This window comes from Thalassotalea sp. SU-HH00458 (assembly GCF_040362795.1).
Lineage (GTDB): Bacteria > Pseudomonadota > Gammaproteobacteria > Enterobacterales > Alteromonadaceae > Thalassotalea_H > Thalassotalea_H castellviae.
Genome location: NZ_BAABWW010000004.1, coordinates 245,577 through 262,633 on the forward strand (window position 1 = coordinate 245,577; position 17,057 = coordinate 262,633).

Sequence of the window (17,057 nt, forward strand, 5' to 3'; positions counted from 1 at the left end):
CGGATCTTTTTACACTGCTTTATAACGCTAAAGCTCGATTTGAAAAAACTTACCTGTTACTCTGAACACAAGAAAACTATTGTCATATTAATTGTGCGTTATATATTCCCCCTACTTTTATTATTGTTCACGAATGTCGCTTTTGCTCAACAAGCAAAAGTTGCCATAATAATTGACGATATTGGCTATCGTAAAACAGATAATGCTAGTTTAAATTTGCCCGGCGCCGTCACTTATGCGATTTTGCCTCATACTCCATTTGGCAAAAAATTAGCCGAGTTAGCCAATGCGAAGCATAAAGATGTGATCTTGCATATTCCGATGGAAGCTGAAAACGGTAAAACCCTAGGACCGGGAGCACTAACGGTTGAAATGGATGAAGCATCAATTAGAAGTAGTTTGGCTGACTCATTCGCTGAAATTCCTTTTGCGATAGGCATCAATAATCATATGGGTAGCAAATTAACCAAGTTATATTCTCCGATGGCTTGGACAATGAGATTCCTAAAAGACAATGGGTTAATTTTTATTGATAGTGTGACAACTGAGAATAGCAAGGCAAGGAAGTTAGCCCGTCATTTTGGTGTACCAAATTTAAGTCGACACTTGTTTCTTGATAATGAGCTTAGCCAAGCATATATCAGTGGTCAATTTGCACAGTTAATTAATCAAGCAAAAAAATACAAACGAGTGGTTGCCATTGCGCATCCACACCCGGAAACTATGACGGCATTACAATATTTAATTCCTCAACTTGCCGAACATGATATTCAACTAGTAGGAATATCAAAATTATTGCCTCAATTTTCCGCTGATAATCAAAAGCGAGTTTCAGAATAACTCTGAAATTCAACCACTAGTTTAATGCCTATAGAAGCAAGCGATAAAATTTTAAATGCTTTGTTATTGATACCAACGACAATAAAAATTAACATAAACTGTATATAAGCAATATTTTAGGGAAATTATGAAAGTTACCGTATTTGGAATAGGTTATGTCGGTCTTGTACAAGCCGCTATTTTAGCTTCTGTTGGGCATGATGTGATGTGTGTGGATATTGATGAACAGAAAATTGACAACCTAAAAAAAGGCATCATTCCAATTTATGAGCCAGGATTAACGCCACTGGTTGAAGAAACCTATCAGAACGGCTTATTAAACTTTACCACTGACGCTGAAAAAGGTGTCTCACATGGTACTATTCAATTTATTGCTGTAGGTACTCCGCCTGACGAAGATGGCTCTGCGGATTTAAAATATGTTTTAGCCGTTACTGAAACTATCGCCACTTATATGACAGATGAAAAAATTGTCATTGATAAATCAACCGTTCCGGTTGGCACTGCAGATAAAGTTGCCGCAAAAATAGCGGAAGTTTTAGCGAAAAGAAAACAGAGTATCCCTTACGATGTGGTTTCAAATCCTGAATTCTTAAAAGAAGGCGCTGCAGTTAGCGATTGTATGAAACCTGACCGTATTGTCGTTGGTACAGAAAATGAAAAATCTCGTGTCGCGATGCGTGAACTCTATGCCCCCTTTAATCGCAATCATGATCGCATGATCTTTATGGATGTCAGATCGGCTGAATTAACCAAATATGCTGCAAACTGTATGCTGGCGACAAAAATTTCGTTCATGAACGAAATGTCTAACCTTGCAGAATTACTTGGCGCTGATATCGAAGCAGTTCGCCACGGCATTGGTTCTGACTCTCGTATTGGTTATCAATTTATTTATCCTGGTTGTGGCTATGGTGGTTCTTGTTTCCCTAAAGACGTCCAGGCACTCGTGCGCACAGCTAATGAAATTGATTACAAACCGGCACTTTTAGAAGCAGTAGAATCAGTAAACTATGCACAAAAACAAAAACTATTTACTCACCTGAGTAATCATTTTAAAGGCGACCTTGCCGGAAAAACTATCGCAATTTGGGGCTTATCATTTAAACCACAAACCGATGATATGCGCGAAGCTTCTTCAATCGTATTAATGAAAGCCTTATGGCAAGCCGGCGCTACCGTACAAGCATACGACCCAGAAGCGATGGAAGAATGTCAGCGAATCTTTAATGATAACGACAATTTAGCCTTAATGGGCACCAAAGAGTCCGCCTTAAAAGGCGCTGATGCCTTAGTGGTTTGTACCGAATGGAGTCAATTTAGAGCTCCAGATTTTGATCTTATTGGCAACGCTTTAAGCACTAAAGTGATTGTTGATGGCCGTAACTTATATGATCCACAGTTATTAAATGAACGCGGCTTTGCTTATTACGCAATAGGACGTGGCGATAGTGTCAAAAAGGTCAACGCATAAAATGAAATACTTAGTCACTGGAGCAGCCGGTTTTATTGGATTTCATGTTACGCAAAAATTATGTGCGCAAGGCCATCAAGTTGTCGGTATCGATAATCTCAACGATTATTATGATGTCTCTCTTAAGCATGCACGCTTAAAAGAGCTCGCTCCTTTTGATTCGTTCCGTTTTATCCAATTAGACCTTGCAGATCGCGAAGGCATTGCAACGTTATTTGCTCAAGAAAAATTTGATCGAGTAATACACTTGGCCGCGCAAGCAGGCGTTCGCTATTCAATCGATAACCCAATGGCTTATGCAGATTCAAATTTGATTGGTCATTTAACGATCTTAGAAGGTTGTCGTCATAACAATATTGAACATTTGATCTATGCGTCATCGAGCTCGGTTTACGGACTTAATAATAAAACCCCATTTTCAACCTCAGACAGTATCGACCACCCTATTTCATTATATGCCGCAACGAAAAAATCCAATGAGTTAATGTCGCATACTTACTCTCATTTATACGATATTCCTACTACTGGATTGAGATTTTTTACGGTTTATGGTCCTTGGGGGCGTCCAGATATGGCGCTGTTTAAGTTTACCAAGGCTATCGTTGAAGGAAACCCTATCGATATCTACAATCATGGCGATATGCGCAGAGACTTTACTTATATTGACGATATTGTGGAAGGAATTTTAAGAATACAAGCCATTGTTCCAGAAAAAAATGCCGATTGGAGTGTCGAAACAGGCTCAGCATCGATGAGCTCAGCACCTTATAAAGTGTTTAATATCGGCAATGGTAACCCGGTAAAATTGCTCGACTTTATCGAATCACTTGAAACGTCTTTAGGCATGAAGGCACAAAAGAATTTTATGCCGATGCAAGCTGGCGATGTATATCAAACGTATGCCGATGTTGAAGATTTATATCAAATAGCTAATTATAAACCTTCTGTTTCGGTACCCGACGGTGTCAGTAACTTTGTAGATTGGTATAAAGGCTTTTACAACGTCTAAAGTCATTATTTAAAATAATGATAAGTGGATTTAAGCTGATTAACTTCAGCTTAAATCTATATTTTCATTTCTTGTATAATCATCATATTACCAATCATTACTGCTAATAATTAATATTACTCATAGTTGATATCATTTTTCTCTAATAACTCAATAACATGTTTGACTGGAATAGCATAAGTGATACCACTTGGGTTGCTAATAACCCCTTCTTTGCTCTGCTGAACAAATACTTTATTGATCACGCCAATCACTTTACCTGTTTCAACTTCATATAACGCACTACCACTATTACCTGGATAAGCCGTAGCATCTAATTGATAAACTAAATAAGGATCACGTAACCGCTTTAACATGGCAATATTAATATTGCCTGCATTATCAACCGGTGTGATAGTGGGTGAAACGCTAGCAATAATCCCTCGATGCGTAACCGGATACAATCCCAAAACTGCGCCAATTGGAAAACCAGTGAAAGCAACATAACTACCTTCTGGAACTAAAGATTCACTGGCTAATTGCATTGCAGGCAAAGGTTTACCTTCAATTTTTAAAATAGCTAAATCGTATCTTTTTGACGAATCTAATAATGTTGCTTTACGAACGCTGGCATGATCCCCTGAGCCAACGAATACCACCACAGATTGTAATAAGTTATCATCTAACACTTCAGGTACAACATGATGATTTGTCACAACATATTGACCATTTCCCACGACAAACCCCGACCCCTGTAGTTTGTTTCTCGGTTTGCCTGTCGGCGTATATACACCAATGCCAACAACCGAAGGTTTAATTTTCGCAATTGTTTCAACTAATTGTGCAGAAAGTGCAGAGCAAGAAATACCAACACTGAACAAAATAACTAAGAACCTAAACATTAGTGCGTCCTCAAAATAAAAGGTAACAGGTAAAAGATTTATTTAAAAATTCGCATAAATAGATTTATCTATCATAATTACAATAAGTTAATTAAGCCTTTTATCTATCAAAAGCATTTTACACTTTCGGATAGTACATGAAAAAACAAAAAATTGTCCCCATTTTCGCCGGTGGTGGCACTCGTTTACCCGCTCATGCAGGAATTTTACAAGCGCTAGGCGAATTTGATGTTGAATTTGACGATATCGTTGGTGTATCTGGCGGTAGTATTATTGCAAGCCTTTTTGCTTCAGGGTTAACTCTGCCAGAGGTTAAGCATATCGCGCTAAATACTGACTATAACCAGTTTCGAGAATTTTCTTTAATCAAATTAATTCGAAACGGGGGTTTAAGCTCGGGAGATGTTTTTGAGCGTTGGGTGGACCGTTTATTAGAAGGAAAAACATTTAAAGAGATGGATTACAACTTACATGTTGTTGCCACCGATGTCGCTCACGGAAAACCCGTTATTTTTAATAAAAAAAATACCCCCGATTTAAAAGTCTCACTTGCTGTGCGGTTTTCCATGTCAATTCCTTTAGTATTTAGCTTTAAGAAGTTTGGTAAACATTTAATGGTTGATGGCAGTATTTTATCTGAAGACGCTTTGCACCGTGATTGGGCTGAAGATGGTACGCCTGTAATTTGTTTTCGACTAAAAGGAGATTACGAATACGATGAAATAAAAATCAAAGGTATGTTTCCTATCGTTCAATATATTAGTTTACTGATCCGAACCTTTATGACGACAATTTCAAGAGAATATATCAATGATGCTTTTTGGCATAATACTGTTGTTGTCAATACAGGTCTTTCCTCCGCGGTGGACTTCACCATGAACCCTGCTCAAAAAGAGGCACTGTATTTTAAAGGTTACCATACCGCAAATAAAATTTTACCAATGAAAGTAAAAGCATTATCGACAAACTAAGCATTGATCAGCCATTGATTTCCCCCTCGACTTTTACCAAGAGAGTTAAACCTTAAAGCTAGAAATCTATTAGTAGTTATATCTAGTTAATTTTCTGTATTATCGATACAATAAAAGTGATGTTAGTATTTTGAATAGTCGAAAAAATTAGCGAAACAAGAATAGTTTAACTAAAAATTGATTTAGGATTAGGTTATGGGACAGTTAGTAAGTGCAAAGGTTGCAGTGATTGGTCTTGGGTATGTAGGATTACCATTAGCAGTTGAGTTTGGTAAAAAATTTCAAACTATTGGTTTTGATATTAACCAATCAAGAGTAACAGAACTTAATGAAGGTTATGATCGCACCTTAGAAGTTGATTCTGCTGAACTCAGTGAAGCAACTTTTCTAAGTTGTTCAAGTGAACCTGCTGACATCACAGGTTGTGATTATTATATTGTGACCGTTCCTACACCTATTGATGAACATAAACAACCTGATTTAACACCACTAAAAAAAGCGTCAGAATTACTCGGCAAAGTAATCACCCAAAATTCTATCGTCATTTATGAATCGACCGTTTACCCTGGTGCAACCGAAGAAGCTTGTGTTCCTATTTTAGAACAAGTTTCAGGGCTTACATTTAACCAAGATTTTTTCGTCGGTTATTCTCCTGAACGGATAAATCCTGGTGATAAAACCCACCGATTGCCGTCCATTTTAAAAGTTACTTCTGGGTCAACACCTGAAATTGCAGAAAAAGTAGATGCGCTATATCGCTCAATCATTACAGCGGGAACTTATAAAGCATCCTCAATCAAAGTGGCTGAAGCTGCAAAAGTAATTGAAAATACCCAACGCGATGTCAATATTGCCCTCATCAACGAGCTTTCAATCATTTTTAATCGCCTCAATATTGATACCATTGAAGTATTAGAAGCAGCCGGAACCAAATGGAACTTTTTGCCATTCCGTCCAGGTTTAGTTGGCGGTCACTGTATTGGTGTAGATCCCTATTACCTAACACATAAAGCACAATCGGTTGGTTATCATCCTGAAATGATTTTAGCTGGCCGTCGCTTAAATGACGGTATGGGTCAATATGTTGTCTCGCAACTCGTAAAAGGCATGTTGCAAAAACGTATCCAAGTTGACCAAGCAAACGTATTAGTAATGGGGTTGACTTTTAAAGAAAATTGTCCTGATTTACGAAACACTAAAGTCATAGATATTGTTCATGAATTAAAAGAATACAATGTTAATGTCGATATTGTTGACCCGCTATGCGCTAGCGAAGAAGCCATGCATGAGTATGGTGTTTCACTTATTGCTGAACCCAAAAACAACAATTACGATGCTATCATTTTAGCGGTTGCTCACGATCAATTTAAAGCCTTAGGCATAGATGCTATAAAAGCTTATGGTAAAGATAGCCATGTTTTATATGATTTAAAATGCGTACTTGATAAAAACAATGTCGATATGCGTTTATAGTGGATCGATACCATATAAAAATTACAGGAAGATCTCGTGTCAAAATTTGAACAAGTAAAAACAGAGTTAATTAATACCCCTAAAACATGGTTAGTAACGGGCGTTGCCGGCTTTATTGGTTCTAACCTATTAGAAATGTTGTTGAAACTCAATCAAACTGTCATTGGTTTAGACAACTTTGCCACTGGCTATCAACAAAACCTCGATGAAGTTAAAAGTTTGGTTACAGAAAACCAGTGGCAGACATTTAGCTTTATTGAAGGTGATATTCGCGATTTTGATACTTGTATAAAAGCAAGCAAGGATGTTGATTATGTGTTACATCAAGCCGCATTAGGTTCAGTACCACGGTCAATTGCAGATCCAATCACAACTAACTCAGCAAACATCACTGGTTTTTTAAATATGCTTGAAGCCGCTAAGCAAAACAATGTTGCAAGTTTTGTTTATGCCGCCAGTAGTTCAACTTATGGCGATCATCCCGCACTACCAAAAGTAGAAGAAAATATTGGCAACCCGTTATCACCTTATGCAGTGACTAAATATGTAAATGAATTATATGCCGATGTGTATTCAAGAACTTATGGTTTTAAATGTATAGGGTTACGTTACTTTAATGTCTTTGGTCGTCGTCAAGATCCAGATGGAGCTTATGCAGCAGTTATCCCCAAGTGGACTGCAGCTATGATCAAAGGTGAACAAGTTTTTATAAATGGCGACGGTTTAACAAGTCGAGATTTTTGCTATATCGAAAACACAGTACAAATGAATATTTTAGCTGCAACAGCACAAGACGATGCAAAAGCGCACGTTTATAACGTGGCAGTTGGTGATAGAACCACACTTAATGATTTATTTAGTTCAATTAAATCGGCTTTAATCGCAAGTGATGTCAATGTTGAACAAGATGCTGAATATCGAGATTTTCGTGCCGGAGATGTCCGTCATTCTCAAGCCGATGTTTCAAAAGCAATAAAGAATTTAGGTTATGCACCAAGTCACCGAATTCAAGACGGAATATCTGAAGCAATGCCTTGGTATTTGAAAAATGTAAATTAATCATTCATAAAAATATTTTCGTTTTATAAATAAAACAAAACTATCCTATACTTTAACTAAACAATATATTCTGGATTAATATTTCTTGTTTAGAATCATAATTATATAGAATGGATTCATAGAAATTTAATTGATTAATTTTAAGAGTTATAAATATGGGCTGGACAAAGAAACTACTGAATACTCCAATGGTTGGTGACGTCACTAAGAAATTGGTGTCGATGAAAGTAAATCACGACGCTAAAAGCATTGCCGAACATTTTACTAAGTTTTTGCAGCCCGAACTTGCAAATACTCAAGCATTAAGAGACCAAGTATTTAAAATTCGCCACAATGTGTATTGCGAGGAATTAGCGTTCGAAGAAATTAAAGAGGAAGGGAAAGAAAAGGATGAGTTTGATGATCAATCTATTTTTACCATGATTAAACACAAACCATCGAATGTATACACTAGTTGTGTCAGAGTAGTAAGAGCACAAAATAAAAACGAATTATTACCGATTGAAAAGTATTGTTTAGCATCCATCCAAGATGAATCACTACACCCTAAAAACTTTAAACGCAACGAAATTTGCGAGATATCTCGATTAGCCGTTAAGTCAGATTTTCGTCGTCGTGCAACAGATAATTTTAAAGGTTCTGCCGTCGGTGCAATCAGTGAAGTCACCTACTCAGAAACTGAATTACGTTGTTTTCCTTTTATTGCTATCGGTTTATATATGGCCGCAGCTACCATGGCTATTGATACAGGTATTAATCATGTTTATGTAATGATGGAACCTCGATTAGCAAGAAGCATGAAATTTGTCGGTATTAAGTTTATCCAAATTGGCGATGCGATTGAATATCATGGCAAAAGAGCACCTTATTACATTAATCCACATATTTTTATAGAAAACTTATCCCCAGGTTTTATCTCACTTTATCAATCAATCCGAGATGATCTCAAATCACAACTGCCAGACAAAGATAATTCAGAGAAAGAATAGTTGTAGGGCACTCAAACTATTGCAATAATTTACTTTTGCTCTATTCTCTCAATTATTCTTAAGGTTTTTATTAATGCAAATTTGCATTATTGTCGGATCTTCCTGAAATTATTCATATGGATACGGTTTTCCGAAAACGTGCAATTCTCGGTTATACTTTAATGACTTGTTAAATAATAATCAGTGTTTCCTGCGAGTGAATCAGCAGAAGTTTGTTAAGAACTTAATGTTGGTGTATATATCTTCCCTGCTCGAAAAGTTAACGACCAAAGACCCATTATTGTCACTAACAAATTACTTGAAAGGTTTTAAAATAGATCAGTCCCCACTAATAAGAATATTAAATGTTGCAAATAAAATGAAACTAGATAATTGTAGATAAACATCAATGAAATCTATCTTTAGACATCTTATAAATTCAGGTGTAGAAGTGAAGTTTCATGAACTACACGCTCAAAGTTGGAAATGTGCTAAAGTTGAAGAATTACAAGAATAGGCAAACATCTGTATCATAGATAATAGGCATAATTGTTATAAAATCTATTTGCTTCATACAAATTTAATGACTTATGTGATGTATTTGATGCTTAAACCTCTATCGATATTTCAAAGTTATAATTAACATGGAAAATAAAATGAAAATAAATAACATATACTTTTTGATCATACTTTTATTGATCTTTATATTAAATGGTTGCTCACAAAATAAAACAGTTGATGATTACATTCTCTCCGCAGAAGAATATGTTGAAAAACATCAGGTTTCTTCGGCCATTGTAGAGTTAAAAAATGCTGTACGATTGGACCCCAGACACCCTAAAGTTAGATTTCTACTTGGTTCATTATATTTAAAATCAGGTGAAGCAGCATCAGCTCAAAAAGAGCTTGCTTTATCTTTAGAATTAAATGGAAATGAGCGGCTAATAATTCCTCAATTACTGAAGTCAATGTACATGCAAGGAAAAAATGATGAATTGATTGAGATGGAAAATCGTATTAAAGAATTCAGCTCTGAAAATCAAGTTGTTGTATATATATATTCTTCCATTGCTTTTATGGAACAAAAAAATGATGTCAACGCTAAAATATCATTAGAAAAGGCACTTGATATTTCTAGTGATAGTATATACAAGAGGCTTGGCAAGGCTTATTTTGAATTACATCAGAGCAATTTATCTGCAGCAACTCAAGTTTTAGAAGAAGTGCTGAATCAAAATGATGATTTTTCTGAAGCCATTTTTTTATTAGGTCAATTACAGTACATGGAAGAAAATTATTATGATGCAATTGAGACCTTAAATAAATATAAAACCATTCAACCTTCTGATTTCAGAGTTAACTTTATTATTGCACAAGCAATGTTAAAAAATCGTAATTATTCAGGGGCAGAAGAACAAATTTTACCGATATTAAGTTTGGCTCCAGATCATGCATTAGGTAATAAGATAAAAGGAATAAGTCGTTATTATTTATCCGACTATGAATTGGCGAAATTACATTTGGATAAATCAATTCAAAATGGTTTGAATGATTCTGAAAGTAAATTGATGGCCGGTATTAGTGCTTATCAACTGGGGAAATATGAATCTGCGTATAATTATTTAAATAGTTTAAGTGATCAATTTGATACACAACATCCAATTTATAAACTTACTCAATCACTTAGCTTAATTCTGAGTTACTCTGATAAAAATAAGCAAGCTTTAGCAAGTATAGCTGAGTTAACTCAAGAAGATGCAAAAATTTTAACTTTGACCAGTATTGAATTACTAAAGATTGGTAAAAAAAATGAAGCAAAGCAAATATTTAAGCATGTGAGTAAAGTTAAGGATTTAAACACCTCACTTATTGATAAACATGCCGTTTTGAAAAAAGTGTTTGATATGCCAGGAGCCGATGATGAATTAGATCGTGTACTAATTGACAGTCCAGAAAATATGACTGTAAATATTTTTCATATAACCACTCTTGTTCGAGAAGGTGATTATGATAATGCAATATTAGCTGCAAAAAAATTAGTAGAAGCTAAGCCTGAAGATTTACTTAGTAATTTACTTATAGCAAGTATCTATCGAAAAACAGGTAGTTCTGAAAATGCATTAAAGTATTACTTAAAAGCAGGAAATATTAATTCTAGTAATGTATCGTATTTTCTGTATGAAAGTGAATTAGCAGAAAATAGAGGGGATATTGGAGAGGCAATTATATATATTGAGAAGGCGCTAGAAAAAAGCCCTGACAATATATCACTATTGGCTACACATTTAGAGTTAAGTGTTAAGTCTGGTAATAGTGATAACTCTTTAAAGCCCATAGCTGAAAGTATGAAACGTAGACCATTTGATCCTCACTTAACATTATTATATTCTAAAGCTTTGTTTATAAATAAAAAATATAGTGAGGTCATTGCTCTATTAGCTGAGACCCCTCCAGAAAAAGGTAATAATTACGACCTTAACTATTGGCTTTTTGTTGGAGAAAGTTACTTACGTTTAAATAAAGTTAAAGAAGCAATTGAATTCTTCACTCTATGGACTAAATATGAGCCTTTTAATGATAAGTCTTGGTTAACACTTTCATTAACGCTTGAACGTTTGAAAAATAACGATGTTTTAGATGTGGTTAATAATGGACTGAAAAGAAATGAGCAATCAACATCACTCAAGTTGATGAAAGTTAAGTTACTGCTAGATGGTAAAGCTTATGAAAGTGCAGAAACTTTATTAAGCACCTTTACTAAAAAACAACAGTCATCTGCTAGATACAAAGGACTCTATGGGAGGTTATTACTGAGTAAGGGGGCTAGTATAAACGCTATTGAAAACCTTAAAGCCTATTATGATGTTTATTCAGAGCCTAAATATGCAGTATTTATAACTGCAGCATATTATAGTTTGAAAAAGTTCGACGTAGGAACTGCATTTATGGAAAAACATTTGGTAGAAAATGAAGCTGACTTATCATCACAAATGTTTTTAGCTATGTACCTAACAAAAATTGATAGAGAGCGTGCAATATATCATTATAATAAAATAGTAGATAATCATCCTAAAAATATTATTGCGATAAACAATTTAGCTTGGATACTTTTTGAAGAAAAGCAATATACTAAAGCAGAAGCTCTTATTGAGAGAGCTATTGAAATCGCACCAAATACCCCAGCTATTTTAGATACCGCAGGTATGATAAAGGTTCAACTTGGCAAAAAAAATGAAAGTATAGACTTATTTCGTAAAGCACACCAATTGGATCCAACTAATTCCGAAATAGAAGCACATTATAGAAATATAACTAAATAATTTAATAATATTAGCAAAGCCAAGTATGTTAATTATTTGGCTTTTTCTATCTAATCATCAATTAAACTCATGTTATAAATATTAGTAATATTTCTTTTTCCACTTAATTTCTGAAGTTGATTGCACCTAAAACCTATTTAGGCCTTTACGATGCGACACTTAAATATATGACATTTATCAATAGTTTTTTTAATCACTTCAAAAATCAGCTTGTAAATTGTCTTCTAGCCTATAGGGCTTTATTTATATTTTTATCTTCTGTGATAAACCCACGCCCGAACTTTTTAGCCTTATCACTTGAGAATAATATAGTGACAAAAATCATCGAAATTTAAACGTACAAATATATGTTAAATCTTCAGTATTTCTTTTTGCTAAACCTACAAATTAATAGAGAAGTCAACATTTGATATTAATTTTATGTGGTTTTCGAAAAATGATACTTTTGAATTTTTTAATAGTTAGTATGACTCTAATAAAATTACTTTGATATATGCAAGTTTAATTATATTAATAAAGATTTATATAAGAATTGGAAGGGTAGTTGTAAAGAGTGATTTAAATATTGAATTCAAAATGTAAAATGCCGTTCACTTAACGTAAACGGCATTTTACAAAACTTCATGCTAATTTTATTAGCTAGTTTTTCTTCTTTTAGCACTTGCTAGACCTAAAAGACCTAACGCTAAAACTGCTATAGAAGTTGGTTCTGGTACGTTTTGTGTTAAACGAGAACCTAGTTCGGTTGTACGAGCAAGAATATCATAGTGATTACCTTGACCATCTTTACCAGCCGCTCTAATTGTGTCACGAACTTCACGCCATTTTTCAGTTACAGGACTGAAAGGGATACCTGAACCACAACCAAAGTTACCGTCAGGACAATCATTAGCTGCTTGTGTAATTTCTTGTGTATTTTGACCATAGTACGCAAGAGGGTCGCCATCTGCAATTCCACCATTCTCTGTCCATTGACCAGGGATAGGATAATTGTCACCATCTAAGTGAAGTTGACTTTTTAAAACACCGTTCCAATTAGCACCACCACTTATAGCATCGTTAAGTTCTGTGCCGTTAGCATAAAACATATCATCAATTGCCCAAAGACCTTCAAGAGCCATATCTAATACAACTCCAGAACCTTGGGTTAAACTTGATACAGTGAAGCTTTGTGCTAATTGTTGATTGCCGGTGTGAACGTCTACTACAAAAAGATTCAATAAACCGTCAAGGATGTTTGCAGAAAGCTGCTCATTAGGTACATCTACATCGCCAAAGATAGGGTGATTTTGAGTAGTAGAACCAAAATCATCATAAGCACCATTAGGAGTAGTTCCTGCACCGTTTTCAGTAACTATCGCGTTACCATAGATTAGATAATCCGCTTGAAATATCCAATCAGTTCCGTACCCAGCAGGATATGCACCTGGGGCAAATCCAACAATATCTACGCCTAATCCGAAATCAAATACAAATTCACCATTATCAACAAAGCCAGAGCCATCTTCATCTATATAATATGATGTAGCATCAAACGTATCTGATACAAACTCGTCAATATTGAAGCCATTAGATGGATCTGCATCTGTATCAATATCAATAGTAATTTCTGTTGCAAATACTGAGCTACTTAATAGTAATGCTGCAATACTGCTTATTTTGAATAATCCTTTCATGTCTTTACCCTTAATTTGAGATTTAACCGTTATATTAACTATCGAAAACAAAGCATCAGTCATGCCAACTTTTTAAGTCATTGTTTTTAGAAACTATTTTAAGTGGTGATTTTATTTGAGCTTATATACTGTAAAAAATATAGACACTTACTTCATTACAATTCTCTTTGCTATTTTAAACATGATTTTCGCTATAATGCTTCTATTTCCAAAAGGCCGCCATGTTTTAACGAACTTATTTCTGTATGCATCAAAGTGCAATCCGTGTGGTGCGCAAAGTACGTCGCCTCTATTAAGTAAAATCTTCAAGGCATAAGTCCCAGCAATACCTGCACATAAATTGACTGCCATAGGCGTTGAAGGCCCTTTTTTTTGTTTAAAACTAACTCGAGTTTCGTCAACCAAATAAGAGCGCTGTAACATAGCGGGAGATAGGCCTATCAAGAATTGAATGAGCTGCTCATCTTCTGTTGATTTATCTTTAAACCGAAAATACTCTTCGTAAGACATTTTACCTGGCATGAAGCAGAGAAATGCACATCCCATACCTAAAGGAGCAGCAGTGACAACCGGTATGTTTTTTTCATAACACTTTTGAAAAACAGTTTTTCGCGCGTCTAAAGCAAAAAAATCAAGCGCATCAACATATAAGTCCACGCCATCTAAAAAATCATCCACATTATGAGAGTAAATACCTTCGGGGAATGATTTAATATCGGCATCAGGATTAATATCTTTGGCCATACGCTCCATGACATCAACTTTTTGCTCACCTAATGTTGAAATAAAGGCCCCTGATTGTCGATTAAAGTTATGTACTTCGAAATCGTCAAAATCAGAAATGTTAAAATTAGCTATGCCTAAACGTGCAAGCGTTAAAAGATGAACTCCGCCAACACCTCCTGCACCGGCTATAGCAACTCTTTTATTTCGTAAGCTTTGTTGTTCTTCATTTGTCACCCAGCCTATGTTTCTGGAAAATGCTTTATCGTAGTCAAACATGCGAGATATCCATTTTATCTTTAGATATAAGTGAGCTAAGTATAATGCAATTATTTGAAAATAATAAAAAAGGCCAATATTAATATTGGCCTTTGGCTGGTTTATCATTGTGATTTTAATAATCCACAAGCATCGAATAATGTACTGTTTGGTTGAATATCTTTATATTCATTATGTGCAGTAATTAATACTTGATAGTCAGCCCAGTTATCCATTTCTTCTAGGGTATTAACACGAGGACAATCCCACTGTGCAACATGAGGATCGTGATAGCAGATATCATACCCTAAGTGTTTTAGTGCTTGATATATTGGCTCTGCAGGCGTTTCTCGACAATCGTCGACATTAGGTTTATAAGCCACACCAAGTAAACCAATTTTTATCACGCCTTGTGTTTTTGCTATCTCATCTACTTTAATCGCTATATTTAGTGGGCGTTTATCATTGATACTTCTAGATAATCTAACTAAATCACCGTTTTGAGTATTTTCAACTAAGAACCATGGGTCAATTGGAATACAGTGACCACCTACGCCTGGTCCTGGGGTTAATACATTTACACGAGGATGTTTATTGGCAAGTTTAATCACTTCATAAACATCTACATTAAGTTCTTCACAAATTTCTGCTAATTCGTTCGCAAAAGCGATACCCACATCACGAGAAGTGTTTTCAACCAATTTAATGCATTCTGCAGTGGTTAAGTCTGTTAAGAACACTTCCCCATTGACGAAGCTCTGGTAAATTGTTTTGACTTTCTGTTGAGCTAACTCGTTTGAAGCACCGATAATTCGGTCATTATTAACTAGCTCATGCAAGGTTTGGCCTGGGATTGCACGTTCTGGACAATGTACTACATCAATCTTTAAGTTTAATGCTTGAAAACGTTTTGCTACTGCTAAACTTGTTTGCGGAGATATCGTCGATTCTATTATCACCGTTTGACCGTCTTTTGCTACTTTCGCAATAGCATCGGCAGCGGCGAACACATAGCTCCGATCACAACGATTGTCTTTGTGGGGAGTTGGCACCGCCACTAGGTAAGTATCACTTGATGGAATATCGATAGAGGCCTTTAAAAAACCTTGTGTAACAACATTATTAATTAACTCTGGTAAGCCAATTTCATCAAAAGGACAAATCGCGTTATTAATACTGTCGACTTTAGCTTGGTTTAGATCTACGCCAGTGACGGAATAACCGGCTTGCGCTAATAAACTAGCAATAGGTAACCCCATATAACCCATGCCGATTACTGCAATCGTTTCGTTTTTAGCAATGATTTGCGTTATTTCAGCTGGTTTATTTTTGCCTTCAATGATATCTAAAATGTATTCAGCAACGTGACCATCACCAAATGGATTTACCCATGAATAACTGTCTTTGCTTAACCATTGTTTAGCTGCTGCAACGGCTTTATCTGCATTACGACCAACAAGTTCACTGGCTCCAGCCTCCACCGCTTCAGGGCGTTCAGTATTTTCACGTAATGTTAAACTTGGCACACCCAGTAAACAGGCTTCTTCTTGGATGCCGCCTGAGTCAGTTAAAATTAATTTGGCATGCTTTTGCAATTGAATAAAATCGAGATAGCCAACCGGTGGAATTAACTGTAAATATCTAGGCAGTTCAATATTAAATTCTATTAATTTAGACTGTGTTCTAGGGTGAATTGGCCAAACGATAGTACCTGTATAGTTTTGATGCATTTGCTCAAATAAATTCAATAACTCTAATAAATTTGATGCAATATCAACATTTGATGCACGATGTGCCGTTACAAGAAAGTATTCACCTGCTGTTAGGTTTAACTCGGACAGTATTTGACTTTTTTGTGCGGAAATCTCTAAATGTTGGAACAAAGAGTCTGAAACTGTATTGCCCACAGTATGAATTTTTGAAGAATCAATGCCTTCAGCTTTTAAGATACGTTCTTGATTTGGACCAACGGCGAATAGATATTCACTAATATGATCTGTCATTATTCGGTTTGTTTCTTCCGGCATTGATTTATCATAACTACGTAAACCAGCTTCAATATGACCGACTTTAATGTTTAATTTCGATGCAGCTAAAGCACCGGCTAAAACTGTATTTGTATCGCCTTGAACTAATACAACGTCAGGTTTTTCTTCTAATAAAATAGGCTCCATTTTTATCAGAATATTACCTGTTTGATTACTGTGTAAGCCAGAGCCTACACCTAGGTTATAATGTGGTGTGGGAAGTTGTAACTCTTCAAAGAAAATGCTGTCCATCTCTTTAGAGTAATGTTGATTAGAATGAATGATAAAATAGTCGATTTTTCTTTTCTCACATTCCCTTATTACTGGCGCCATTTTTATTATTTCAGGGCGCGTGCCGACAATGATTCCAATTTTCAT

Annotated in this window: 12 protein-coding genes; 8 read left to right on the forward strand and 4 right to left on the reverse strand. The window is 35.4% G+C overall.

Annotated features, from left to right (window positions below; genetic code table 11):
* Positions 1–39: 39 nt before the first annotated feature.
* The 3 genes from ABXH06_RS08110 (at position 40) to ABXH06_RS08120 (ending at position 3,323) form a co-directional block, all read left to right on the forward strand.
* The gene (locus tag ABXH06_RS08110) at positions 40–840 is read left to right on the forward strand and encodes a divergent polysaccharide deacetylase family protein (RefSeq protein ID WP_353517879.1); all 801 of its coding nucleotides are present in this window, start codon (positions 40–42) and stop codon (positions 838–840) included.
* A gap of 127 nt (positions 841–967) precedes the next feature.
* Positions 968–2,314 (forward strand): UDP-glucose dehydrogenase family protein, encoded by a 1,347-nt coding sequence (locus tag ABXH06_RS08115; RefSeq protein WP_353517880.1) that lies wholly within the window; start codon positions 968–970, stop codon positions 2,312–2,314.
* A 1-nt stretch (position 2,315) separates the two neighbouring features.
* A complete protein-coding gene (locus ABXH06_RS08120) occupies positions 2,316–3,323 on the forward strand; it encodes an NAD-dependent epimerase (protein ID WP_353517881.1) in 1,008 nt (335 codons plus the stop codon).
* 116 nt (positions 3,324–3,439) lie between these two features.
* Here the strand turns inward: ABXH06_RS08120 and ABXH06_RS08125 are convergent, their stop codons facing one another.
* Positions 3,440–4,204, reverse strand: coding sequence for a S1 family peptidase (locus tag ABXH06_RS08125; protein ID WP_353517882.1), 765 nt, complete (start codon positions 4,202–4,204; stop codon positions 3,440–3,442).
* Between the two features lie 137 nt (positions 4,205–4,341).
* Here ABXH06_RS08125 and ABXH06_RS08130 point away from each other — a divergent pair, with 137 nt between their 5' ends.
* The 5 genes from ABXH06_RS08130 (at position 4,342) to prsT (ending at position 11,995) form a co-directional block, all read left to right on the forward strand.
* Positions 4,342–5,175: a patatin-like phospholipase family protein gene (locus ABXH06_RS08130; RefSeq protein ID WP_353517883.1), complete on the forward strand. Its 834-nt coding sequence runs from the start codon at positions 4,342–4,344 to the stop codon at positions 5,173–5,175.
* A gap of 195 nt (positions 5,176–5,370) precedes the next feature.
* Positions 5,371–6,648 (forward strand): Vi polysaccharide biosynthesis UDP-N-acetylglucosamine C-6 dehydrogenase TviB, encoded by a 1,278-nt coding sequence (gene tviB, locus ABXH06_RS08135; RefSeq protein WP_353517884.1) that lies wholly within the window; start codon positions 5,371–5,373, stop codon positions 6,646–6,648.
* A 36-nt stretch (positions 6,649–6,684) separates the two neighbouring features.
* Positions 6,685–7,707: an NAD-dependent epimerase/dehydratase family protein gene (locus ABXH06_RS08140; protein WP_353517885.1), complete on the forward strand. Its 1,023-nt coding sequence runs from the start codon at positions 6,685–6,687 to the stop codon at positions 7,705–7,707.
* Between the two features lie 155 nt (positions 7,708–7,862).
* The gene (locus ABXH06_RS08145; protein ID WP_353517886.1) at positions 7,863–8,696 is read left to right on the forward strand and encodes a PEP-CTERM/exosortase system-associated acyltransferase; all 834 of its coding nucleotides are present in this window, start codon (positions 7,863–7,865) and stop codon (positions 8,694–8,696) included.
* 635 nt (positions 8,697–9,331) lie between these two features.
* Positions 9,332–11,995 (forward strand): XrtA/PEP-CTERM system TPR-repeat protein PrsT, encoded by a 2,664-nt coding sequence (gene prsT, locus ABXH06_RS08150; RefSeq protein ID WP_353517887.1) that lies wholly within the window; start codon positions 9,332–9,334, stop codon positions 11,993–11,995.
* A 635-nt stretch (positions 11,996–12,630) separates the two neighbouring features.
* On the opposite strand, the gene ABXH06_RS08155 is transcribed toward prsT, so the two are convergent.
* From ABXH06_RS08155 to wecB, 3 genes are all read right to left on the reverse strand, one after another.
* Positions 12,631–13,671, reverse strand: coding sequence for a PEP-CTERM sorting domain-containing protein (locus ABXH06_RS08155; RefSeq protein WP_353517888.1), 1,041 nt, complete (start codon positions 13,669–13,671; stop codon positions 12,631–12,633).
* A 147-nt stretch (positions 13,672–13,818) separates the two neighbouring features.
* Positions 13,819–14,673: a ThiF family adenylyltransferase gene (locus tag ABXH06_RS08160; RefSeq protein ID WP_353517889.1), complete on the reverse strand. Its 855-nt coding sequence runs from the start codon at positions 14,671–14,673 to the stop codon at positions 13,819–13,821.
* Between the two features lie 104 nt (positions 14,674–14,777).
* Positions 14,778–17,057, reverse strand: coding sequence for a non-hydrolyzing UDP-N-acetylglucosamine 2-epimerase (gene wecB, locus ABXH06_RS08165; RefSeq protein ID WP_353517890.1), 2,280 nt, complete (start codon positions 17,055–17,057; stop codon positions 14,778–14,780).